Annotated in this window: 20 protein-coding genes and 1 pseudogene; 12 read left to right on the top strand and 9 right to left on the bottom strand. The window is 71.7% G+C overall.

From position 1 onward, the window contains the following. Positions 1-18: 18 nt before the first annotated feature. From ACH4K4_RS06530 to aspS, 3 genes and pseudogenes are all read right to left on the bottom strand, one after another. Positions 19-576 carry a Uma2 family endonuclease gene (locus tag ACH4K4_RS06530; RefSeq protein ID WP_398165417.1) on the bottom strand — a complete coding sequence of 186 codons (558 nt, stop codon included), beginning with the start codon at positions 574-576 and terminating at the stop codon, positions 19-21. A 57-nt stretch (positions 577-633) separates the two neighbouring features. Continuing rightward, positions 634-826: pseudogene (locus tag ACH4K4_RS06525) on the bottom strand (Uma2 family endonuclease); the annotation flags it as partial. A gap of 70 nt (positions 827-896) precedes the next feature. Beyond that, a complete protein-coding gene (gene aspS, locus ACH4K4_RS06520; RefSeq protein ID WP_398165224.1) occupies positions 897-2,660 on the bottom strand; it encodes an aspartate--tRNA ligase in 1,764 nt (587 codons plus the stop codon). A gap of 162 nt (positions 2,661-2,822) precedes the next feature. Between aspS and ACH4K4_RS06515 the strand changes: the two genes are divergently transcribed. Beyond that, positions 2,823-5,114, top strand: coding sequence for a SpoIIE family protein phosphatase (locus ACH4K4_RS06515; RefSeq protein WP_398165223.1), 2,292 nt, complete (start codon positions 2,823-2,825; stop codon positions 5,112-5,114). Here ACH4K4_RS06515 and ACH4K4_RS06510 read toward each other — a convergent pair. Both ACH4K4_RS06510 and ACH4K4_RS06505 read right to left on the bottom strand, forming a co-directional pair. After that, positions 5,027-6,163: an AI-2E family transporter gene (locus tag ACH4K4_RS06510; RefSeq protein WP_398165222.1), complete on the bottom strand. Its 1,137-nt coding sequence runs from the start codon at positions 6,161-6,163 to the stop codon at positions 5,027-5,029. The two genes, ACH4K4_RS06515 and ACH4K4_RS06510, sit on opposite strands and share 88 nt — an antisense overlap. Before the next feature lie 95 nt (positions 6,164-6,258). Continuing rightward, the gene (locus ACH4K4_RS06505; RefSeq protein ID WP_398165221.1) at positions 6,259-7,215 is read right to left on the bottom strand and encodes a pirin family protein; all 957 of its coding nucleotides are present in this window, start codon (positions 7,213-7,215) and stop codon (positions 6,259-6,261) included. A 174-nt stretch (positions 7,216-7,389) separates the two neighbouring features. On the opposite strand from ACH4K4_RS06505, the gene ACH4K4_RS06500 reads away from it, so the two are divergent. Beyond that, positions 7,390-7,983 (top strand): hypothetical protein, encoded by a 594-nt coding sequence (locus ACH4K4_RS06500; RefSeq protein ID WP_398165220.1) that lies wholly within the window; start codon positions 7,390-7,392, stop codon positions 7,981-7,983. A gap of 65 nt (positions 7,984-8,048) precedes the next feature. Here ACH4K4_RS06500 and ACH4K4_RS06495 read toward each other — a convergent pair whose 3' ends face one another. Beyond that, entirely contained in the window at positions 8,049-8,519 is a 471-nt protein-coding gene (locus ACH4K4_RS06495; protein WP_003980379.1) for an SseB family protein, read from the bottom strand. A gap of 86 nt (positions 8,520-8,605) precedes the next feature. Between ACH4K4_RS06495 and ACH4K4_RS06490 the strand changes: the two genes are divergently transcribed. Then, the gene (locus ACH4K4_RS06490; protein WP_398165219.1) at positions 8,606-9,064 is read left to right on the top strand and encodes a hypothetical protein; all 459 of its coding nucleotides are present in this window, start codon (positions 8,606-8,608) and stop codon (positions 9,062-9,064) included. A 175-nt stretch (positions 9,065-9,239) separates the two neighbouring features. Continuing rightward, positions 9,240-11,066 (top strand): acyl-CoA dehydrogenase, encoded by a 1,827-nt coding sequence (locus ACH4K4_RS06485; protein ID WP_398165217.1) that lies wholly within the window; start codon positions 9,240-9,242, stop codon positions 11,064-11,066. Between the two features lie 193 nt (positions 11,067-11,259). Here the strand turns inward: ACH4K4_RS06485 and ACH4K4_RS06480 are convergent, their stop codons facing one another. Next, positions 11,260-11,580: an ArsR/SmtB family transcription factor gene (locus ACH4K4_RS06480; RefSeq protein ID WP_398165216.1), complete on the bottom strand. Its 321-nt coding sequence runs from the start codon at positions 11,578-11,580 to the stop codon at positions 11,260-11,262. Positions 11,581-11,741: 161 nt separating this feature from the next. Here ACH4K4_RS06480 and ACH4K4_RS06475 point away from each other — a divergent pair, with 161 nt between their 5' ends. From ACH4K4_RS06475 to ACH4K4_RS06440, 8 genes are all read left to right on the top strand, one after another. Beyond that, positions 11,742-13,037 carry a M18 family aminopeptidase gene (locus tag ACH4K4_RS06475; RefSeq protein WP_398165215.1) on the top strand — a complete coding sequence of 432 codons (1,296 nt, stop codon included), beginning with the start codon at positions 11,742-11,744 and terminating at the stop codon, positions 13,035-13,037. 1 nt (position 13,038) lies between these two features. Then, positions 13,039-14,982, top strand: coding sequence for a BTAD domain-containing putative transcriptional regulator (locus ACH4K4_RS06470; protein ID WP_398165213.1), 1,944 nt, complete (start codon positions 13,039-13,041; stop codon positions 14,980-14,982). A gap of 104 nt (positions 14,983-15,086) precedes the next feature. Beyond that, entirely contained in the window at positions 15,087-16,040 is a 954-nt protein-coding gene (locus tag ACH4K4_RS06465) for a hypothetical protein (RefSeq protein ID WP_398165212.1), read from the top strand. Between the two features lie 81 nt (positions 16,041-16,121). Beyond that, positions 16,122-16,829, top strand: coding sequence for a DUF4232 domain-containing protein (locus ACH4K4_RS06460; RefSeq protein ID WP_398165211.1), 708 nt, complete (start codon positions 16,122-16,124; stop codon positions 16,827-16,829). A 96-nt stretch (positions 16,830-16,925) separates the two neighbouring features. Next, complete coding sequence (locus tag ACH4K4_RS06455; protein ID WP_360136891.1) at positions 16,926-17,156, top strand: DUF6458 family protein; 231 nt, start codon at positions 16,926-16,928, stop codon at positions 17,154-17,156. Positions 17,157-17,240: 84 nt separating this feature from the next. Next, positions 17,241-17,990, top strand: coding sequence for a class I SAM-dependent methyltransferase (locus ACH4K4_RS06450; protein WP_398165416.1), 750 nt, complete (start codon positions 17,241-17,243; stop codon positions 17,988-17,990). Between the two features lie 340 nt (positions 17,991-18,330). Further along, positions 18,331-19,263, top strand: a complete 933-nt coding sequence (locus ACH4K4_RS06445) for a helix-turn-helix transcriptional regulator (protein WP_398165210.1) — start codon at positions 18,331-18,333, stop codon at positions 19,261-19,263. A 150-nt stretch (positions 19,264-19,413) separates the two neighbouring features. Beyond that, positions 19,414-20,085, top strand: coding sequence for a hypothetical protein (locus ACH4K4_RS06440; RefSeq protein WP_398165209.1), 672 nt, complete (start codon positions 19,414-19,416; stop codon positions 20,083-20,085). 48 nt (positions 20,086-20,133) lie between these two features. On the opposite strand, the gene ACH4K4_RS06435 is transcribed toward ACH4K4_RS06440, so the two are convergent. Beyond that, positions 20,134-21,981, bottom strand: a complete 1,848-nt coding sequence (locus tag ACH4K4_RS06435; protein ID WP_398165207.1) for an NHL domain-containing thioredoxin family protein — start codon at positions 21,979-21,981, stop codon at positions 20,134-20,136. Positions 21,982-22,084: 103 nt separating this feature from the next. Continuing rightward, on the bottom strand, positions 22,085-22,273 hold the full coding sequence (locus ACH4K4_RS06430) for a hypothetical protein (protein WP_398165206.1): 189 nt from the start codon (positions 22,271-22,273) through the stop codon (positions 22,085-22,087). Positions 22,274-22,298: the final 25 nt, after the last annotated feature.

Genomic DNA, 22,298 nt, shown 5'->3' with positions numbered 1-22,298 from the left:
GGCATGAGCGGGCGGCGCCTACGCGGACGTACCGCCGGTCCCGCCGTACGGGTGCCAGCCCGCCGTCCGTACCGTGAAGCCCATCGGCTCCGGCATGGGGATCTCCTGGCCGAAGATGCCCTTCGCGGTCTCGACGTAATGGCGGCCGTCGAGCTGGAGGATGTGCCATGTGGCGTCGTTGGGGTCGACGACCAGGTAGACGGGGATTCCCACCTGCGCATAGCGCTCCCGCTTCTCGTCCCAGTCGCGCCGGATGGCCGCACGAGTCGTGGAGACCGTCTCGACGACCGCGAGGACGATCTGCGCGGGCCAGTCGGCCTCGTTGTCGGCTGGGCAGTCAGCAGACCGGATGACGACGGCATCGGCCCGCGGCCGGTAGTCGTCGGCCACCAGCAGCCCTCGCTCGTTCCATGCCTCGAAAGGCTCCGGAGTGTGGCGTACGAAGGTGCGTCCGGGGAGGTCGTGGAAGTGACCGGGGTTTGCCTGCATGACAAGTTCGCCGTCGAGCAGTTCGACGTGCAGGCCATCGGGCACGTCCAACTCGTGCCACATCTTGATGAGTGCGTTGTTGTCCATCGGAGTTCCTTCCACCGCCCCGCCCGTTCTCGGCCCAGCATAGGGCCGCCACCACACGCCGTCGGGCTGCGAGTGCGCCTTGACCTCGCAGGTGTCCCCGGTCGATCAGCAGGTACACCGGGATGCCGGTCTCGGCGTACGCCTTGGGCTTCTCCTCGCGGTCCCGGCGACTGGTGTCGTAGTCACGGGAAGTCACCTCAACGGCCATGAGCACTCCCTCGGCATCCGCCCACTCACCCTGACCGACGAAGTTTCCGGAGCGTGGCACGCGAAAGGGCCCGCGATCACACGATCGCGGGCCCTCCACACGTACGAACGAACTACTTCACCTGCGGCTTGCGGATCGACAGGTGCAGCTCCTTCAGCCGCGACTCCTCGACCTCCGTCGGTGCGCCCATCAGCAGGTCCTGGGCGTTGCCGTTGAGGGGGAAGGCGATGGTCTCGCGGATGTTGGGCTCGTCGGCGAGGAGCATCACGATGCGGTCCACGCCCGGGGCGATGCCACCGTGCGGCGGGGCGCCGAACTTGAAGGCGCGGAGCATGCCGCCGAACTCGGCCTCGACGCTCTCCTTGTCGTAACCGGCGATGGCGAACGCCTTGTACATGACGTCCGGCTCGTGGTTGCGGATGGCGCCGGAGGACAGCTCCACGCCGTTGCAGACGATGTCGTACTGCCAGGCCAGGATGTCCAGCGGGTCCTTGGTCTCCAGCGCTTCCAGGCCGCCCTGCGGCATGGAGAACGGGTTGTGGGAGAACTCGATCTTGCCGGTGTCCTCGTCCTTCTCGAACATCGGGAAGTCGACGATCCAGCAGAAGCGGAACTCGTCCTCGACGAAGTGACCGGTGCGCTTGGCCGCCTCGACGCGGACCGCGCCCATGACCTTGGAGACCTCGTCGAACTCGCCGGCGCCGAAGAAGACCGCCGAGCCGGGCTTCAGGTCCAGGGCCTCGACCAGCGCCTTGACGTCGTCCTCGGTGAGGAACTTGGCGATCGGGCCGGTGAGGGCGTTCGACTCGCCGACGCGGACCCAGGCCAGGCCCTTCGCGCCCTGCTGGACGGCGAAGTCACCCATCTGGTCGAAGAACTTGCGCGGCTGGTCGGCGGTGTCCGGTACGGCCAGGGCGCGGACGTGCTTGCCGGCGAAGGCCTTGAAGCCGGAGCCGGCGAAGACCGACGAGACGTCGACGAGCTCCAGCTCGGCGCGGAGGTCCGGCTTGTCGGAGCCGTACTTGAGCATCGACTCGCGGAAGGGGATGCGCGGGAAGGGCGAGGTGACCGTGCGGCCGCCGCCGAACTCGGTGAACAGCTCGGTCATCAGCTTCTCGATCGGGCCGAAGACGTCCTCCTGCTCGACGAAGCTCATCTCGACGTCGAGCTGGTAGAACTCGCCCGGTGAGCGGTCGGCGCGGGCGTCCTCGTCGCGGAAGCAGGGCGCGATCTGGAAGTAGCGGTCGAAGCCCGCGATCATCAGCAGCTGCTTGAACTGCTGCGGGGCCTGCGGCAGCGCGTAGAACTTGCCGGCGTGCAGACGGGAGGGGACCAGGAAGTCGCGGGCGCCCTCGGGGGAGGTCGCGGACAGGATCGGCGTCGCCATCTCGTTGAAGCCGAGCGCGGTCATCTTGTGCCGGATGGCGGAGATGACGGCGGTGCGCAGCATCAGGTTGCGGTGCATCCGCTCGCGGCGCAGGTCGAGGAAGCGGTATTCGAGGCGCTTCTCCTCGTTGACCCCGTCCTCGGCGTTGATCGTGAAGGGGATCTGCTCGGCGGCGCCCAGCACCTCGACGGCCGTGACCTCGATCTCGATCTCGCCGGTCGGCAGGTCGGGGTTGACGTTGTCCGCGCCGCGCGCGCTGACCTTGCCGTCGATCCGTACGACGGATTCCTTGGTCAGCGAGCCGAGCGCCTCGTTGGCGGGGGTGCCGGGACGGGCGACGAGCTGGACCAGGCCGTAGTGGTCGCGCAGATCGATGAAGAGGATGCCGCCCAGGTCACGTCGATTGTGCAGCCAGCCGCTGAGGCGAACATCGGTGTCGACGTCCGCGGCTCGGAGCTCGCCACAGTTATGGGACCGGTACCGATGCATCGCTCATCCAAGTCGTCGCAAGTGGGGATGTGACAGTTTCCGCTCCAGGTTACCGGTCGGCCCATCGCCCTCGGTTGACATATACGCGTCAGAATGACCATGGGATGATGGTCCTGCCCGCCGCGCTGGTCGACTCCCCTCAAACCCACATAAAGTGATGCAATGCGCACCAAGGACCTCCTGGCCGCCACCGCGACCGGCCTGTGGCGCTGGGACAACGTCTCGGGGCAGGTGAACCTCGACACCGAGACCGCCCGGCTGCTGGGGCTGCCCGCGGAGCCCGCCGAGCTGTCCGAGGCGGCGGTGCGCGCCCGCCTCCACCCCGCCGACTTCGCCGAGATCACCGGCATCGTCAACCTCGCCGTCACCGAGAGCACCATCGCCGAGGCCCGGCTGCGCGTCATGGACAGCGAGGGCCGGGTGCTGCGCACCGTCCGCAGCCGCTCCCGCGCCTTCCTGCGCAGCGAGACCGACCACACGGACTACGAGCTGGTCGGCACCCTCCAGGAGATCCCCGAGACGCAGCCCGGCACCGCCTCCCCGCACACCCCCGCCTCCGGCGACTGGCGCCGCTCCCGCGAGGCGTTCCTGCTGGACGCCGGCCGGGCGCTCGCCGAGGCGCACTCCACCGCCGAGGTGCTGCGCGTCGCCGCCGGCCTGTCCATGCCCGGTTTCAGCCCCGACGGCCTGGCGGTCTTCGGCATCGAGGGCGACCGGATCTCCGTCATCGGCCACCACGGGCACAAGCAGGGCGACATCGCGCCCTTCGTCGACATGCCGCTGGACACCGACTACCCGGCCGCCGAGGTGGTACGGACCGGCCGCGCCATCTACCTGCCCAGCCCCGACGACTACCGCCGCCGCTACCCCGCCACCTGGCCGCTGGCCGCCGCCTTCCACCGGGCGTCCTGGGCCTTCCTCCCCCTGGTCAGCGCGGGCCGCACGATCGGCGCCTGGATGGCGGGCTTCGGCACGCCGGTCGCCTTCACGCCCGACGAACGCGCGGTGCTCACCACCGTCGCCCGGATGCTCGCCCAGGCGCTGGCCCGCGCCGGCGACCAGGAGTCGCGGCGCGAGCTGACCGACGGCCTCCAGCGCAGCATGATGCCGACCGTGCAGCCGGACATCCCCGGGATGACGGTGGCGGCGCGGTACGTGCCGACCGGCGGCGGCCTGGAGGTGGGCGGCGACTGGTACGACATGATCACGCTGCCGTCCGGCCGGATCGCGCTGGTCATCGGCGACGTACAGGGCCACGACGTACGGGCCGCGGGCCTGATGGGCCAGCTGCGGATCGCCCTGCGCGCCTACGCCTCCGAAGGCCACCACCCCGACGCGGTGCTCTCCCGCGCCTCCCGCTTCCTGTCCGGCATCAACGACACCGAGTTCGGCGGCGAGGACCCGCGCTTCGCCACCTGCCTCTACATCGAGGTGGACCCGGCAACCGGCCTGCTGGACATCGCACGGGCCGGGCACCCCGACCCGACCATCCGGATGGCCGACGGGACCGTACTGGTCCGGCCCACCGCGGGCGGCCTGCCGCTGGGCATCGTCCCGGACACCGACTACCCCACCACCCGGCTCGTCCTGGAGCCCGGCGAGACCATGCTCGTCTGCACCGACGGGCTGATCGAGACCGGCGGGCACGACCTGGAGTCGGGCTGGGCGCGGCTGCGGCACATCATCGAGACGTACGGGGCGCAGGACATCGCCGCCGCCGCGGAGGAAGCCGCCACGGACGGCGTCGGCACCGTGGTCGGCACGGGCGGCGCGGCCACCTCGGACGGCCGTACGCCGGTACCGACGCTGGAGGACGCCGCCGGCCTGGAGAAACTCGCCGACGCCCTCGTCCAGGCCGTGCACGGCCCCTCCTCGCACCACACCACAGGGCCCTTCGTGGACCGCCGCGAGGACGACATAGCCATGCTGCTGCTGTGCCGCGCGGGCGGCAGCTGCGGAGTCGGCACCGGCGGGTCGGCGGCCCACCGGCCCGTCCGGCGTACCGTCCTCACCGTCAAGCAGGCCGAGCCCGAGCGGATAGCGGAGGCGCGCAACCAGGTCCGCGACGTGCTGCACGACTGGGCCGACGAGGACCAGGTGGACTCCGCCGTCCTGATGGTCTCCGAGATGGTCACCAACGTCCTGATGCACACCGACGGCGACGCGCTGCTGGTCGCGGAGATCACCGGCGAGACGGGCAGCCGCCGCATCCGGGTCGACGTCGCCGACGGCAGCGACGAGCTGCCGCACCGCCGCACCCCGGGCGAGCTGGCCTCATCGGGGCGCGGCCTGGTGCTCATGGAGCTGCTGGCCGGCGCCTGGGGCGTGGACCCGCGCGGCGACGGCAAGTCGACGTGGTTCGAGCTCTACGAGGACGCGGCGGGCGGCGCCGAGCCGTCGCTGCCGGACCTGGACGCCTTTCCCGACGACTCGCTGCCCGAGCCCGCGGCGTAGTGCCGGCGCAGCTCGGAGAGCACGCCGAAAGCCGCGGCGGTCAGCGGCACGGACAGCAGCATCCCTATGACCCCGGCGACGCTGGCGCCCGCGGTGATCGCCAGCATCACGATCGCCGGGTGCATCTGGACCGTACGGCTCTGCACCATCGGCTGGAGGATGTGGCCCTCCAGGAAGAACACGACCAGGACGATCCCGAGCGTCCAGACGGCGATCGCCGGGCCGCGGTCGTCGGCGAACGCGACCAGCACGGCCACCGAGCCGGACAGGAACGAGCCCAGGTACGGGATGTAGGCGCCGACGAAGACCAGCGCGCCGAGGCCGATCGCGCCGGGCACCTGGAGGATCAGCAGGCCGATGGTGATGCCGACGGCGTCGATCAGCGCGATCAGCGTCGTACCGCGCATGAAGCCCTCGATGGCCTGGAAACCGCGCCGGGCCATCTGCTCCAGCTGCGGCGCCGAGTCGCCGGGCGCCCAGTCGTGCAGCGCGCGGACGGCCTTGTCCGAGTCGCGCAGGAAGAAGAAGGTCAGGAACAGGGCGAGCACGGACGCGCCGATCGTGGCGGCGACGACGCCGACGCCTTCCAGGAGCCCGCTGGCCGCGGTCCCGCCGAACTTCCCTATGAAGGGCTTGGCATTGGAGACGATGTCGTCCAGTGACGTGCCCGCGGCGCCGAAGTGCCGGGACACCTCCTTGGCGGCGTCCTTGAGCGAGGCGAGGATCTGGTCACCGGTGTCGATCAGCGCGCTGACCACGATGTACCCGGCGCCGCCGACCACCACGACCAGCAGCGCGCAGGTCAGCCCGGCGGCCAGCGACCGGTTGAGCTTCATGGCCACCAACCGCCGGTAGACCGGCCCGAGCAGCGCGCTGCCGAGCAGGGCGAGCAGTACGGGCGTGACGGCGGTGCTCAGCGTCACGCACAGCCACACGCCGACGGCCGCCACGGCGGCGACGAGCAGGCCCACGCCGCACCAGGCCGCGGCGCGGCGGGCGGCGACCGGGAGCAGTGGCTGACGGTCCGGGGAACTCAGATCGTTTCGCACCCCGCCAGTGGATCACGGGGCCGCCCGGCGGTGGCGGCATTCCGCCGCGAGCGGAGCGGTCCCGTGCCGGTTCGGTGTCCCGTTCGGTGCCGTGTTCAGTGCCCCGCGGCCGGCACCTTGCCCAGCCGTCCGGCCTGGAAGTCCTCGAAGGCCTGGGCCAGTTCGGCGTGGGTGTTCATGACGAACGGGCCGTAGTGCGTCATCGGCTCGCGGATCGGCTGCCCGCCGAGGAGGACGACCTCCAGGTTGGGGCTGCGGGACTCCTGCGTGGCGTCCGCCCGGAGGGTGAGCGAGTCGCCGCCGGGCCCGAACACGACGGACTGCCCGGTACGGAACGGGCGCCCGAGCGGACCCGCGGTACCGCGTCCGGCCAGCCCGTACGCCAGCGCGTTGAAGTCCTGGCGCCACGGGATGGTCACCTCGGCACCCGGGTTGACCGACACGTGCATCATCGTGATCGGCGTGTGCGTGATCCCCGGCCCCTCGTGACCGTCGATGTCGCCCGCGATCAGCCGCAGCAGCGCGCCGCCGTCCGCCGACGTCAGCAGCTTGACCTGGCCGCCACCGATGTCCTGGTAGCGCGGCGCCATCATCTTGTCCTTCTTCGGCAGGTTCACCCACAGCTGGAGGCCGTGGAAGAGCCCGCCGGTCATGACCAGTTCCTCCGGCGGCGCCTCGATGTGCAGCAGGCCGGAGCCGGCCGTCATCCACTGGGTGTCACCGTCGTTGATCACGCCACCGCCGCCGTGCGAGTCGCGGTGCACGAAGCTGCCGTCGATCAGGTACGTGACGGTCTCGAAGCCGCGGTGCGGGTGCCAGGGCGTGCCCTTGGGCTCGCCGGGCGCGTACTCCACCTCGCCCATCTGGTCCATCATGATGAACGGATCCAGGTACGTGTAGTCGATGCCGGCGAAGGCACGGCGTACCGGGAAGCCCTCCCCCTCGAAGCCGCCGGGCGCCGTGGCAACGGCGAGCACGGCCCGCGGCCGCGCGTCGGCGGGCGCCGCCACGCGCGGCAAGGTCAGCGGATTCTCTACGGTCACTGCGGGCATGACGGCCTCCTCGGACGTTCACCGTTCAACTTAGTTGAACCCTGAACAACCTGCAAGGCACCCACCATTCCCCCGGGTACCCGGCCGCCGCACAGCACGCCGCCGTCGGGCTCGGAAGCGGTACGGAGCACACCACTTCCCCCACTCCACCACCGCCACCGCCGCAAGGGCTGTATGACCTGCGGCATCGCCGCGGCCGTCGTGGCGGTGATCATCATCGTCGTCGTGGTCGTCTCCGCCGGCGGCTCCGGCGGCGGCAAGGAGGAGAACGGCGGATCCGTCCCCTCGGCGACGCAGTCCACGTCCGCCGGCCAGGGCAAGATCACCAAGGAGATGTACGACCGGGTCCGTACCGGCATGACCGAGCGGGAAGTCACCGCGATCACCGGCCCCTGCGAGTCCTCGGCGGAGGACGAGGTGGCGGGCGTCCGGGGCAAGGTGCTGACCTGCCAGGGTGCCGAGTCCTTCAGTGCGGCGACGTTCACCTTCACCAACGGCCGGCTGGCCGCCAAGAGCCAGGTGGGTCTGGGCGGCGACAAGGTCGGGAAGGGGTCGATGACGAAGGAGAAGTACGACCGGCTGCGGACCGGGATGAGCCTGGAGGAAGCCCTGGCCATCGCCGGAACGTGCGAGACGAACTCCGACACCGACGTCGCGGGTACCTCCGCGACGGGTTACACCTGCGCCTCGGCGGACGGGCTGGGCAATGCCTCGCTCACGTTCGCCGACGGGAAACTGGTGGCGAAGGCGCAGGCCGGGCTGGAGTGACGGCCACGAAGAGAAAACGGCGGCACCCCGCCAGGTGCCGCCGTATCGCCAGGTCGGGGCGGGTCTCAGCCGTACATGCGGCGCATCGCGAAGTCGACCATCTGTTCCACCGACTTGGCGTCGAAGACCATGCGGTGGTCGCCCTCCATGTCCAGGACGAAGCCGTAGCCGGTGGGGAGCAGGTCGAGGACCTCGGCGCCGGTGATCACGAAGTACTTGGACTCCTTGCCCGCGTACCGGCGCAGCTCCTTGAGCGAGGTGAACATCGGGATGACCGGCTGCTGGGTGTTGTGCAGCGCCAGGAACCCGGGGTTGTCGCCGCGCGGGCAGTAGACCTTGGAGGTGGAGAAGATGCCCTGGAAGTCCTCCGCCGACATCGAGCCGGTGGTGAAGGCCCGCACCGCGTCGGCGAGGGAGGGCGGGGACGGCTCGGGGTAGAGCGGCTGCTCGCCGTAGCCGCCGGGGGCCGGGTGCTGCGGCGGGGGCGCACCGTACTGCTGCTGCCCGGCGCCCGCGTTCTGGTCGTAGCCGTACATGCGGCACAGCGTACTGAGTCGGCGTGGGGCGCACGCCGCTACGTTGTAAGAGCCCCGCCCGCACCACCGACCGAGGCCGCCCTTTCATGTCCGACCGCACCCGCACGAAGCCGCGCGTCACCCGCGCCGGCGTGCTGCTCACCGTCACCGCCGTGTTCGCCGGCGGGCTGATGCTCTACGGCGCCACCCTGCTCGCGAATTCGGGCACCGCCTGGTCCCTGACGTACGAGGGCGCCTCCACCGGCGGCCCGCCGCGCGCCACCGAGGTGCGTTACGGCCACGACGTCGTCGCGCGCCTGGGGAGCGAGCGGCGGGTGGAGAAGACCGGCGGGACGCGGCTGCCCTGGCACGAGAAGGCTGTGGTGGACGGCGGCGAGGAGGCGTGGGTGGAGGTGACGCCCGCCGGGAACGGCACGGCCTCCTGCCGGATCCTGCTGGACGGCGTGCGGGAGGTCGCCTCGGGGAGGTCGCCGGGGCCGGGCAAGCCCGCGGTGTGCCGGGTGACCACCAGCGATACGCAGGGGAGGTGGCCGGAGCGGCCGTGAGCCGCGCTCCGGGGGTCCGCCGGGGCGCGCAGGGACGCTCGTCACAGATGGGCGGTTAGGGGTTGCTTCTTATTACCGACGGGTAGCATCATCGGAGCTACTTGCTGGTATTGCGTTTTGAGGTCCCTCGCTTCCAAGCGCTGGGTCTCCTCCCGAACCTTACGGAGCCGTACCCATGGGCCACTACAAGTCGAATCTCCGCGACATCGAGTTCAACCTCTTCGAGGTGCTCGGGCGCGACAGCGTGTACGGCACCGGACCGTTCGCGGAGATGGACGTCGACACGGCCAAGAGCGTGCTGAGCGAGATCGCCCGGCTCTCCGAGAACGAGCTGGCGGACTCCTTCGCCGACACCGACCGCAACCCGCCGGTCTTCGACCCGGACACCAACACCGCTCCGGTCCCCGACACCTTCAAGAAGAGCTACCAGGCGTACATGGACGCCGAGTGGTGGCGCCTGGGCATCCCGGAGGAGATCGGCGGCACCACCGCGCCGCGCTCCCTGCTGTGGGCCTTCGCCGAGACCATCCTCGGCGCCAACCCGGCGATCTGGATGTACGCCTCGGGCCCGGCCTTCGCGGGCGTGCTCCACGAGGAGGGCACCGAGGAGCAGCACAAGATCGCCCAGCTGATGGTGGACAAGCAGTGGGGCTCCACCATGGTGCTGACCGAGCCCGACGCGGGCTCGGACGTCGGCGCGGGCCGCACCAAGGCCACGCAGCAGGCGGACGGCTCCTGGCACATCGAGGGCGTGAAGCGCTTCATCACCTCCGGTGAGCACGACATGTCCGAGAACATCGTGCACTTCGTGCTGGCCCGCCCCGAGGGCGCGGGTCCCGGCACCAAGGGCCTGTCGCTGTTCATCGTGCCGAAGTACGACTTCGACTGGGAGACCGGCGAGCTGGGCGAGCGCAACGGCGTCTACGCCACCAACGTCGAGCACAAGATGGGCCTGAAGGCCTCCAACACCTGCGAGATGACCTTCGGCGCCAACCTCCCGGCCAAGGGCTGGCTGCTGGGCGAGAAGCACGACGGCATCCGCCAGATGTTCAAGATCATCGAGTTCGCGCGGATGATGGTCGGCACGAAGGCCATCGCCACCCTCTCCACCGGCTACCTCAACGCCCTGGAGTACGCCAAGGAGCGCGTGCAGGGCCCGGACCTGGCCGCCTTCACCGACAAGACCGCGCCGCGCGTCACCATCACCCACCACCCCGACGTGCGCCGCGCGCTGATGACGCAGAAGGCGTACGCGGAGGGCATGCGCGCCCTGGTGCTCTACACGGCGACCGTGCAGGACGAGATCATCGCCAAGGAGGCCGCCGGCGAGGACGCCTCCGCCGCGACCCGCCTGAACGACCTGCTGCTGCCGATCGTCAAGGGCTACGGCTCGGAGAAGTCCTACGAGCAGCTGGCCCAGTCGCTCCAGACCTTCGGCGGGTCCGGGTACCTCCAGGAGTACCCGATCGAGCAGTACATCCGCGACGCCAAGATCGACACCCTGTACGAGGGCACCACCGCCATCCAGGGCCAGGACTTCTTCTTCCGGAAGATCGTCCGCGACCAGGGCCAGGCGCTGACCGCGCTCTCCGAGGAGATCAAGAAGTTCCTCGCGGAGGCCGTCGGCGGCGAGGCGCTGGAGGCGGCCCGCGGCGAGCTGGCCAAGGCCGCCGCCGACCTGGAGGCGATCGTCGGCGCGATGCTGACCGACCTGGCGGCGACCGAGAAGGACGTCAAGTCCATCTACAAGGTGGGCCTGAACACCACCCGCCTGCTGATGGCCTCCGGCGACGTCGTCATCGGCTACCTGCTCCTGAAGGGCGCCGCGGTCGCGAGCGAGAAGCTGGCGGGCGCCTCCAGCAAGGACAAGCCGTTCTACGAGGGCAAGATCGCGGCGGCGAAGTTCTTCGCGCAGAACGTGCTGCCGGGCGTATCCGTGCAGCGTGGCCTGGCCGAGACCGTCGACCAGTCGCTGATGGAGCTGGACGAGGCCGCCTTCTAGAGGGGTCCCGAGGGGCCTGCCGCGCTCTAAGGGCGTTCTAAGGAGCGCCTAAGGCGCGTCCTGAAAGGCGCGGTGCGCGGCAGGCTCTCACATCCTTCTCAGACAAGCGCGCCATGCTGGCGTTGCCCGCCTCCCATCCCCCGGGGAGGCGGGCATCGTCGTGCGGGGCACCGTCTTCCCGGCCCGGAAGGGCTCAGGGCACGGCCGGGTTGTCCCTGACCAGTTGCACCAGCCCCGGGAAGCGCGCGTCGATCTCGTCCCGCCGCAGCGTCGCCGCCCGGCTGTTGCCCCGGTCCACCTGCCGGATCAGCCCAGACTCACGGAGCACCCGGAAGTGGTGGCTGAGTGTCGACTTCGAGACCGGGAAGCCGAAGGACGCGCAGGTGCGCGCGGCCCCGTCGGCGTCCCGGGCCAGGGCCCGCACGACCTCGTACCGCAGCGGGTCGGCCAAGGCGGCCAGTACGGTACGCAGCGTCATCTCGGCGGGGGCGGGGTGTCCCTCGGCGTCGGGCATCTCGGCGGCTCCGCGTCGTTCCGTTCCTGCACGGGTTCGCATTCCACCGTACCTGGAGACCGGTCCCGCATTGCCCCGATGGGCACCGAAGATGCCCATACCGTGATGCATGCGGATTGCCATACCGGGGAAGGGCACCCGCTAGTCCTTATGCTGAATCCATGAGCCATTCCCCTCGCTTCGACCGCGGCCACACCGACGACCTGATGTCCTTCCTCGCCGCCTCCCCGTCGCCGTACCACGCGGTGGCCAACGCGGCCGAGCGGCTGGAGAAGGCGGGCTTCCACCAGGTGGCCGAGACCGATGCCTGGGACCGGGAGAGCGGCGGCAAGTACGTGCTCCGCGGCGGGGCGATCATCGCCTGGTACGTGCCGGAGGGGGCCACGGCGGCCACTCCGTACCGGATTGTCGGCGCACACACCGACTCTCCCAATTTGCGCGTCAAACCGATTCCGGACACCGGCCACCGCGGCTGGCGGCAGGTCGCCGTGGAGGTCTACGGCGGCACCCTGCTCAACACCTGGCTCGACCGCGACCTCGGCCTCAGCGGCCGCGTCACCCTGCGTGACGGCAGCACCCGGCTCGTCAACGTCGACCGCGCCCTGATGCGGGTGCCGCAGCTCGCCGTCCACCTGGACCGCTCCGTCAACGCCGACGGCCTCAAGCTGGACAAGCAGCGTCACATGACGCCGATCTGGGGCCTCGGCGAGGTGCGCGAGGGCGACCTGATCGCCTTCGTGGAGGACGAGTTGGGGGTGCCGGCGGGCGACATACGGGGCTGGGACCTGATGCTGCACAGCGTCGAGGCGCCCGCCTACCTGGGCCGCGACCGCGAGCTGGTCGCGGGCCCCCGGATGGACAACCTCCTGTCCGTGCACGCCGGTACGGCCGCGCTCGCCGCGGTCGCCACCTCGGGCGAGGAGCCGCCGTACATCCCGGTGCTCGCCGCCTTCGACCACGAGGAGAACGGCAGCCAGTCCGACACCGGCGCGGACGGCCCGCTGCTCGGCACGGTGCTGGAACGTTCGGTCTTCGCCCGCGGCGGCTCCTACGAGGACCGCGCCCGCGCCTTCGCCGGCACGGTCTGCCTCTCCTCCGACACCGGCCACGCCCTGCACCCCAACTACACCGAGCGCCACGACCCCGGCCACCACCCCCTGCCCAACGGCGGCCCGATCCTGAAGGTCAACGTCAACCAGCGGTACGCCACCGACGGCACCGGCCGGGCCGTCTTCGCCGACGCCTGCGACCGGGCCGGCGTGCCGTGGCAGTCCTTCGTCTCCAACAACGCCATGCCCTGCGGCACCACCATCGGACCCATCACCGCCGCCCGGCACGGCATCGCCACCGTGGACATCGGTGTCGCCATCCTGTCGATGCACTCGGCGCGCGAGCTGTGCGGCAGCGAGGACCCGCACCTGCTGGCGAGCGCCCTGACGGCTTTCCTGGAGAGCTGAGTTGGACTTCTCCCTGCTGGGCCCGATATCCGTCACCACCGGCTCCGGTGAGCTGGCGCTCGGGCCCGCCAAACGGCGCAGCGTACTGGCGCTGCTGCTGTTGCAGCCCAACACCACCGTCCCGCTGGAGCAGTTGATCGACTCCCTGTGGGAGGACGAACCACCCGAGCACGCCCGCACCGTCGTCCAGGGCCATGTCTCGCGGCTGCGCGCGACGCTCGCCGGAGGCGGCGCCGAGGCGTACGGCATCGAGCTGGCCACCCACGGCTCCGCGTACCTGCTGCGGCTGCCCGAGGAGCTGATCGACGCCCACCGGTTCGGCGAACTGGTCGCGCTGGCCCGGCCGGAGGCGGCGCCCCGCGACGCGGTGCCGCTGCTGCGCGAGGCGCTCGGCCTGTGGCGCGGCCCCGCCCTCACCGGCACGGTCACCAGCCCGCCGTTCGCCGCCGCCGCGCACGCCCTGGAGGAGCAGCGGCTGACGGCGACCGAGGCACTGGCCCGGGCGCACGGCGCGCTCGGCGAGCACGAACAGGCCGCGGCGATCCTCTACACGGCCGCGGTCAACAACCCGCTGCGCGAGGGGATGGTCGCCGAGCTGATGCGGGCGCTGTTCCGCACCGGGCGGCAGTCGGACGCGATGGAGTGGTTCCACCGGACGCGGCGGCTGCTCGACGAGGACCTGGGCGTCGGGCCCGGGGCGCGGCTGAAGCAGGCGTACGAGGAGATCCTGCGGGCCGAGGAGGCGGGGAACGCCGTGGCGGCGGCCGCCACCGCCCCCGTGGCCGACGGGCCGGCGGACGCCTCTCCCGGCGCCGCGCGCACCGGTGCCGGGGTGCCGGAGCGCCCCGTGGACCCCCGCGTACCCGCACAGGCGGGCAGCGCGCCCGGTGGCCATTCGGGCACTCCCGCCCGTACCAACGGACCGCCTCCCGTGCCCCATCTGCTGCCCAGGCCGCCCGCCCGCTTCCTCGGGCGCGAGCAGCAGCTCGCCGCGCTGACCGCCGTGCCGCGGTCCGCGCTGCCCGGCGAGAGCCCGCTCGCCGTCGTCACCGGCCCGGCCGGCGTCGGCAAGACCGCCTGCGCGGTGCAGTGGGCCCACACGTACGCCGGGGCGTTCCCCGACGGCCAGCTCTTCGCCGACCTGCGCGGCTTCAACGAGGGCGCGGCGGCCGAACCCGTGGAGATCCTGCGCGACTTCCTGCTGGCACTCGGCACGCCGCCGGAGCGCGTACCGACGTCGGCGCAGTCGGCCTCCGCGCTGTTCCGGTCGCTGGTGGCCGGGCGCCGGCTGCTGGTCGTCCTCGACAACGCGGAGAGTTCCGCGCAGGTGCGCCCCCTGCTGCCCGGCGGCCCGCACTGCGCGACGGTCGTCACCAGCCGCAGCCGACTCGACGGCCTGGTCGCCACCGACTGCGCCCGCCCCGTGGCCCTCCAGGCGCTCGGCGCCGCCGAGGGCGTGGCGCTGCTCGGCGCGATGCTCGGCGCCGAGCGGGTCGCGGACGACCCGGACGCCGCGCGGGAACTGGTCGCGCTCTGCGACGGCCTGCCGCTGGCCCTGCGCGCCGCCGCCGCGCAGCTGACGGCCCGGCCGCGCTGGCGGCTGGCCCGCCTCGCCGCCGCGCTGCGCGACGAACGGCGGCGGCTGGCCCTGTTGTCCGCGGAGGACACCGGGGTCGCGGCGGCTCTCAGGATGTCCGTGGCCCGCCTCTCCGCCGACGACGCGCGCCTGTTGAGCGCGCTCGCCGCCAGTGCCGACGGGCACTTGAACGCGTCCGTCGCGGCGGCGCTGGCCGGCTCCGATCCGCAGCGCATCCAGGACGGCCTGGACCGGCTCACCGAAATGCACCTGGTCGACGAGGAGTCCACCGACGTCTACACGATCAGCACCCTGACCCAGCTGTTCGCGCGCGACGAGGGACCGGCCGACGGCCGTAGCGAGAGCTGAGGGGCGGGGCGGCCGGAGGCGTCCCCGCATCCCTCCGGAAGCCCCGGTTCCCTTCCTCCTCCCGGGCTGTTCCCTTCCCGGCCGGTTCCCCCTACCGTCTGCGCATGATCACAAGCAGGTACACCGCCGTGGCCGCCGCCCTCGCCTGTACGGCGTCCCTCGCCGCCGCGCAGACCGCCGGCGCGCACTCCGCCGGCGCACATCCCACGGCCCGCGCCGCCGCCTGGCAGCAGGTCGGCGACGGCATCACCTCCGGCATCAGCGGCATCGCCGTGGCGCCGGGCTCCCGGGCAGGCGCCACCGACGTCCTGGTCGTACGCGACAACAAGCGCGCCGGCGAGAACCGCCTGGCGACGATACGGCTGCGTACCGGCGCGAAGCCCGAGGTGCGGCCGCTGGCCTGGCAGGGCGGCAAAGCCCCCGCCGACCTGGAGGCGCTCGACTCCGTGCCCGGCCGCCCCGGCGAGTACGTCGCCCTGACCAGCTCCGGCGAGGGCTACCACCTGCGCACGACAGGCTCGGACGCAGCCCGGGTGCTCGGCACCTTCACCGTCCCCGGCGCCTCCGAGAACGACAACTACGAGGGCTTCGCGCTCACCTCCCGCGCGCACCGGCTCGTCGCCGTCTGGGCCGACCGGGGCGAGAACAGCCGCCCCGGCACCCTGCACGCCGCCACCCTGGACCTCGGCCGCCACACCTTCTCCTCGCCGGTCACGGCCCCGTTCCACGCGCCGTATCCCGCCGCGAACGTCCGGCACATCAGCGACGTCAAGACAGCTCCCTCCGGCGCACTCACCGTCTCATCGGCCTCGGACACCGGCGACGACGGCCCCTTCGACTCCGCCGTCTACGATGCCGGCAAGGTGACGCTCGACCGCGACGGCGCGGTACGGCTGTCCGTGCGCCGGTCCCCCGCGCCCCTCGCCCGCTACACCGGCCACAAGATCGAAGCACTCGCCTGCCTCCCGCACTCCCGCGAGGGTGTGCTCGGCACCGACGACGAGAACGCCGGCGGCGCGATCCGTACCATCACCGGCACACTGTGCCGATTCCGTTAGGGAAGCGTTAGCCGGGCGGCAGCCGGGCACGTCAGGGTGGCAATGCACCCTGCAGACACCGCAGCGACCCCGGGAGACCCCATGCCGCACCTCACCGTTACGGAGGCCGCCACCGCCCGCCGCGACCACAGCCGTGACGGCGGCGGGCTCCGCGGGACACGCCACAGCCGGTCCCGCATGCTGCGAGCCGCCGCCGCCGGGCTCACGGCGGTGGCCGCGTTCGGCCTCCTCACGGCCTGCGGTGGCCAGCAAGCGCTGAAGACCAACGACGCCAAGCCGTTCCACCCCTTCGGCAAGGACTCCGGCGGTTCGGACGAGCCGCTGGGCACGGGCATGCCCAGCGGCTCCCGTACCGACCGGACGGCCAGCGGCAGCCACCCGTCCTGCGACCCCGGCAAGGTCACGCTCGCCGCCAAACCGCTCCCCCAGCCGCCCGGACGCCTCCTGCTCCAGGTCACCAACACCTCCCGGACCGCCTGCGACCTGCACGGTTTCCCCCGGCTGCGGACGGGCGGCACGGACCCGGCCGTCACCCCGTACGCCAAGCAGCAGGCACCCCGCGCGCCGCTCGCCCTCGCCCCCGGCGCCACCGCGTACGCGACCCTCGACCTGTCCACCGCCGGCACCGGCCACGAGGCGCGCACCCTGTCCGTCGGCTTCACCGACCACGACGGCCAGGGCGTCCCCGGCCCCCGCGCACACGTACGGCTGCCCGACGGCTACCGCCTCGGCGACAGCGTCCGCGTCACCTACTGGCAGCACGACCCGGGCCGCGCGCTCCGCCCGTGACGACCCGCTGCCGAGGACACGCGATTGGCGCCTCCACCCCCGGGTACCCGGTCAACGACCGGCCCGGAACATCCAATTGCGTACGGAGGCAGAACCATGGGCATCGGATGGTGCATCGGTCTACTCGCGGTGGGGGGCATCCTGACCTTCGCGGTGGACTGGCACATGGCCGGAGTCAACGTCCACCTCGTCGGCCTGATCCTCATGGCCGTGGGCGTCATCGGCATCGCGGCCTACGTCAGCATCTTCAAGCGCCGCCGCATGCAGCCGCCGAGCCCCGCGGCCCCGGTGGTCGAGGAGACCCACCGCATGCACTACGACGACTGACGCCTGCCGCCTGACGCCTCGCGAATAATCCGTCGACATCCCCTTGGCCGCCCGTGCATCGTGATGGGCATGCGACAGGACGAGATCCGACAGGACGAGATCTGGGACGCGGCAACCGCCCTGAGTTATGACACTCCCGGTACGGGCATGTTCGCACCGGAGGTGCTGGATCCGGCCGTGGACCGCCTCGCGGAACTCGCCGACGGCGGCAGCGCGCTCGAATTCGCCATCGGCACCGGCCGCGTGGCCGTACCGCTCGCGGAACGCGGGGTTCCGGTCACCGGCATCGAGCTGTCACAGCCGATGATCGACCAACTGCGCACGAAGGCGGACGAGACGACGATCCCCGTCGTCGCCGGCGACATGGCGACCACAACCGCCGGCCCGCCCGGCGCATTCCGGCTCGTCTACCTCGTCTTCAACACCATCTCCAACCTGCTCACCCAGGCCGAACAGGTCACCTGCTTCCGCAACGCCGCCCGCCACCTGGCTCCCGGCGGCCGGTTCGTCATCGAACTGGGGGTGCCCGAGCTGCGGCAACTCCCGCCCGGGCAGCAGGCCGTGGTATTCGGAACGGAACCCGGCTACCTCGGCGTGGACACCTACGACCCTCTCAACCAACACCTCGTCTCCCACCACTTCCGCTACACCGAAGACGGCCAGGCCCGCCTGGCCCGCAGCCCGCACCGCTACATCTGGCCCGCCGAACTCGACCTCATGGCCCAACTGGCCGGCTTCGGGCTGGAGACCAGACACGCCGACTGGCAGGGCAGCGAGTTCACCGCCGAGTCGGGTTCGCATGTGTCGGTTTACCGGCTGGCGGACTGCGCGTAGCGACCTCCGCGTTCGTCTCGTCACGTCTCGCCGTACCCCCGATCACGTCCCGCTCTCTCCACGTCTCCGCAGGTCAGGAACGTGGCAGGGGGCGGGATGTCTCGTGGGACGTGGGGCGGGGCGGAACTCTCCGAGGGGCGTTCAGAGTGGGAGTCGTCGCCGGGAGCGGCGGCTGAACCGGACGGCCTGGGAAGGGATTCGGGATGTACGAGCGGATGTACGGGGACTCCACACGGCCTCGGCGGGTGCCTATGGACCGCCACGCGTAGAAGATCCGGGAGGCACTTCCGCCGCGGGGGTGCGGGAGTGCCTCTCGCCGGTGCGCCGTCGCTGTGCTGGAATGCGCCGTGTGTACGGGAAACCGAACCGAGACGCCAACGCCCGGCGGAAGCCGCTCGGCCCGCTGCCCGCGGAACTGGGCGGCCCGGCCCGGGAGTTCGTGACCGCGCTGCGCCGTATGCACGGCGAGCTGGGGCTGAGTCTGAAGGAGTTGGAGGGGCGGCTGCCCGCGAGCCGCAGTTCGCTCTCCCGTTATCTGCGCGGGCAGAGCCTGCCCGACGAGCGGCTGCTGGTGCAGTGGTGCAAGGTCTCGTTCACCGGCGAGGACCGGCTGCCCGCGCTGGTGGACCTGTTGCACCGCGCGCAGGAGGCCGAGCCGTCGGCGTCCGAGCCGTCGGTCTCTGTGGAGGAAGAGGGGCCGGCTGGTGACGGGGCGGGGGCGGGGAGTGGAGATTCGGTGCCGGAATCCGGTGGCAGGGGACTGGCCTGGCTCCGATCCGGTTCGGCCGTGCGCCGCCGCCTTCGGTACGGGCTTGCAGCCCTCGGAGTCGCCGTCGCCGTGTCCGGTGCCACCGCCGCCGTGTGGTCCATGAACGCGGCGGACGACACGCCGCCCGCTTCCGGCGCGAGCGCCTCCGGTACGGCGGGCGGGGAGCCGGCGACCGCCTCACCGTCGCCCGGCGCTGCCCGCATCACCGTGCACAACGTCGAGCGCGCCTGCCGCCAGGGGCGCGGTGCGAACTGCGCGCTCGGGCTGGCCCGGGACCCGTACCTGCCCTACCGGCCGTCCAACATCGCGGGCCGGGTCTGGCACGGCGACGTCCTGCGGGCCGAGTGCCGGATATCGAACGGCGTGACGGTCACCGACGAGGTGGGCGGCCACAGCAGCGTCTGGTTCCGGGTCGTGCACGGCGGGCGGCGGATGTGGGTTCCGGGGATACGGATACGACCCGAGCAGGTGGACAACACCACGCTTCCCGCCTGCCCGGTTTGACGCCGATTGAGAATGATTGCGGCGTCTTGAGGCTGGGGATGACGTCGGTCGTGCGCCGGGAGTCAGTCGCTATGGTGGCGTTGCCATGACACCGACGCACGCACCGCCCGATCCGCACCGCTGAACGCAGTGACATCACTGGGGGACCCCATGACCGCACGCCGCTCCCGCCGTTCCGCCGCGTATGCGGCGCTGGCCGTCGCCGTGGCCGGATCGCTTGTCCTGACCGGCTGCTCCGGGAATTCGAAGAGCGGCAAGGACTCGAAGAAGTCGTCGTCGAAGTCGTCGAAATCCTCGTCCAAGAGCAAGAAAAAGAAGATCATCGGCGGTGGCGCGGCAGCGGGCGCGGGTGCCGGAGCGGCGGCAGGCTCGCGGGGTGCGCAGGCGTGTGGTCCCGGTATGTTCCGGTTCGAGGTGTACTCGCACACGCCGAACGACCATGTCGTGATCAAGGCCGTCAACACCAGCAGCACCCGCTCCTGCCTGGTCTACAACCACCCGCTGATCCGCTTCGGCAGCGCCAAGGACCCGCTGCCGCTGCTGAAGGGCAGCAACGCGGCCGGCGGCGACGTGGAGACCGTGGCCCCCAAGGGCACCATCTGGGCGAGCATTCCGACCGGCACCGCCGCCCAGAAGGGCAGCGGGCCCAAGAAGACGTACGCGACGATCGAGTTCAGCGGCAGCGGCCTGAACGGGGCACCGAAGGGTCCGCCGCAGCGCGTCGCCTTCCCGACCGCGCCGCTCGCCGTCGGCACCACGCAGGTCACCTACTGGCACCAGACGCTCAACCGGGCGGAGAGCTTCACGAAGCCGAAGGGGTAGGGGCCGGGGGCCGGCAGGGGCGTCCCCCGGTGGGACGCCCCGGGGCCGCTACTCGCCGTCCGCCTCGTCCATGCCCGCCAGCACCAGCGCCAGCCGGTCCGTGCCGCCGTCCACGACCCGCACCGGGACGCCCCAGTCCTGCTGGTGCACATGGCAGGCCGGGTACTCGATCGCCGGGTCGTCGTCGCAGGAAGCCGCCATGGCGGAGACGTGCAGTACGCCCTCCGTCACGCCGTCCGCCAGGACCAGGTCGCGGGCGAGGTCGGTGTCCGCGCCGTCGCCGGAGGCCAGCAGTTCGGGCGGGGTCGAGCTGACCAGGAGGCGGGTGGACGGGCCGTACCGGAGGTCCAGCTTCTGGCCGGCGGGGGCCTGGAAGACGACGTCCAGGCGGAGCTTGCCGGGGCCGACCTCGGTCGCCGCGCGCTGCGTGCGGTGCGCGACGGACTCGACCCGTACGGCCTCCTCGGGCAGCCGCAGCCGGGTCAGCCGGTGGCGCGCCGACTCGACCACGACGAGGTCCGGGTCGCCGGACCCCTCGCCGCCGACGAGCACCGCGTCCGACGGCTCGCGCAGATCGGTGGCGAGCGTGGTGACCTGGCCGGTCGCCGGGTCGTAGCGGCGCAGCGCGTGGTTGTACGTGTCGGAGACGGCGACCGAGCCGTCGGGCAGCGCGGTGACGCCCAGCGGGTGCTGGAGCAGCGCCTGGTCAGCGTCGCCGTCGCGGTGGCCGAAGTCGAAGAGACCGGTGCCGACCGCGGTGTGCACGACGAGGTCCGTGTCCAGCCAGCGGACGGCGCTGGTCTCGGAGTCCGCGACCCACAGCCGGTCGCCGCCGGCCGCCAGGCCGGACGGCTGCGCGAACCACGCCTCGGCGGCCGGGCCGTCCACCAGTCCCTCGTTCGTCGTGCCGGCGACCGCCTCGACCGTCTCCGTGGCCGGGTCGTACGTCCACAGCTGGTGCACGCCCGCCATCGCGATCCACAGCCGGTCCTGCCACCAGGCCACGTCCCACGGCGAGGACAGATCAACGTCGAGGGCGGGCCCGGAGGTCGCCGAGCCCTGCCACCACTGCCTGCCGGTCCCGGCCACGGTCGCGATCGCACCGGTCTCCGGGTCGAACGTGCGGATGGCGTGGTTGACCGTGTCGGCGACGGCGACCTTGCCGTCCGGCAGCAGCGCCAGGCCCTGCGGCTCGCTGAAGGAGTCCGGGCCGAGGCCGCGCTCGCCGCTGCCGATCCGGCGCAGTACGGTCTCGCCGTCCGCGGCCAGCTCCACGAGCTGGTGCCGGGTGGTGTCGGAGACCAGGAAGGTGCCCTCGGGCAGGCGCAGCGCCTTGCCGGGGAAGCGCAGGTCGGTGGCGACCGGCTCCGGCGGCACGTACGGGCCGTCGCCGCGCCGCAGCGTGCCCTTCGCCTCGTGCTCGGCCTCCAGCTCCGCCACCAGCGTCTCGATGGCGTGTGCGTGTCCTTCACCGGCGTGCTGGGCGACGACGTAGCCCTCGGGGTCGATGACGACGAGGGTCGGCCAGGCCCGTACCGCGTACTGCTTCCAGGTGGCCAGCTCCGGGTCGTCCAGTACCGGGTGCTCGACCTCGTAGCGCTCGACGGCGTCGACGACGGCCTGGTGCTCGGCCTCGTGGACGAACTTCGGCGAGTGCACCCCGATGATCACCACGGTGTCCCGGTGCCGCTCCTCCAGCTCCCGCAGCTCGTCCAGGACGTGCAGGCAGTTCACGCAGCAAAACGTCCAGAAATCCAGGATGACGATGCGTCCTCGCAGGTCGGCGAGGGTGTAATCCTTGCCGCCCGTGTTCAGCCAACCGCCCTTGCCGATCAGCTCGGGGGCGCGGACACGGGCGCGGCGCGGGGTGTTCGGTGCGGCGGCGGCGTCATTCATGCTTCAAGAGTGCCACTTGGGCATGAACACGCGATCACGGGAGTACGGCGGGTGGGGGCCGCGGGGGCCGGGGGTGCGGCGGCGGTCCTGGCCGCGTACGCCGTTACGACCAGCCGACGGCCAGTTCCGTGCCGTGGTCCGCGCTTATGTGCTGCTTGATCAGCACCCGGGCGTCCGTCTCGGCGCTGCGGTCGCGGTCGCGCGCAGCCCGGCGGCGCGCCGCGTCCAACCGGGCGCATCGTCCGCATCCCGCCTCCGGGGTGAACCGCCGTTTCGTCACCGCGTCTGCCATGGGGTCATCGTCCGCGCGCCGCGGC

Source organism: Streptomyces sp. NPDC017529, assembly GCF_044329785.1.
In the GTDB taxonomy this organism is placed as follows: Bacteria; Actinomycetota; Actinomycetes; order Streptomycetales; family Streptomycetaceae; genus Streptomyces.
The sequence above is the reverse complement of the archived record's forward strand: the minus strand, read 5'-3'. Positions and strand labels throughout refer to the sequence as shown.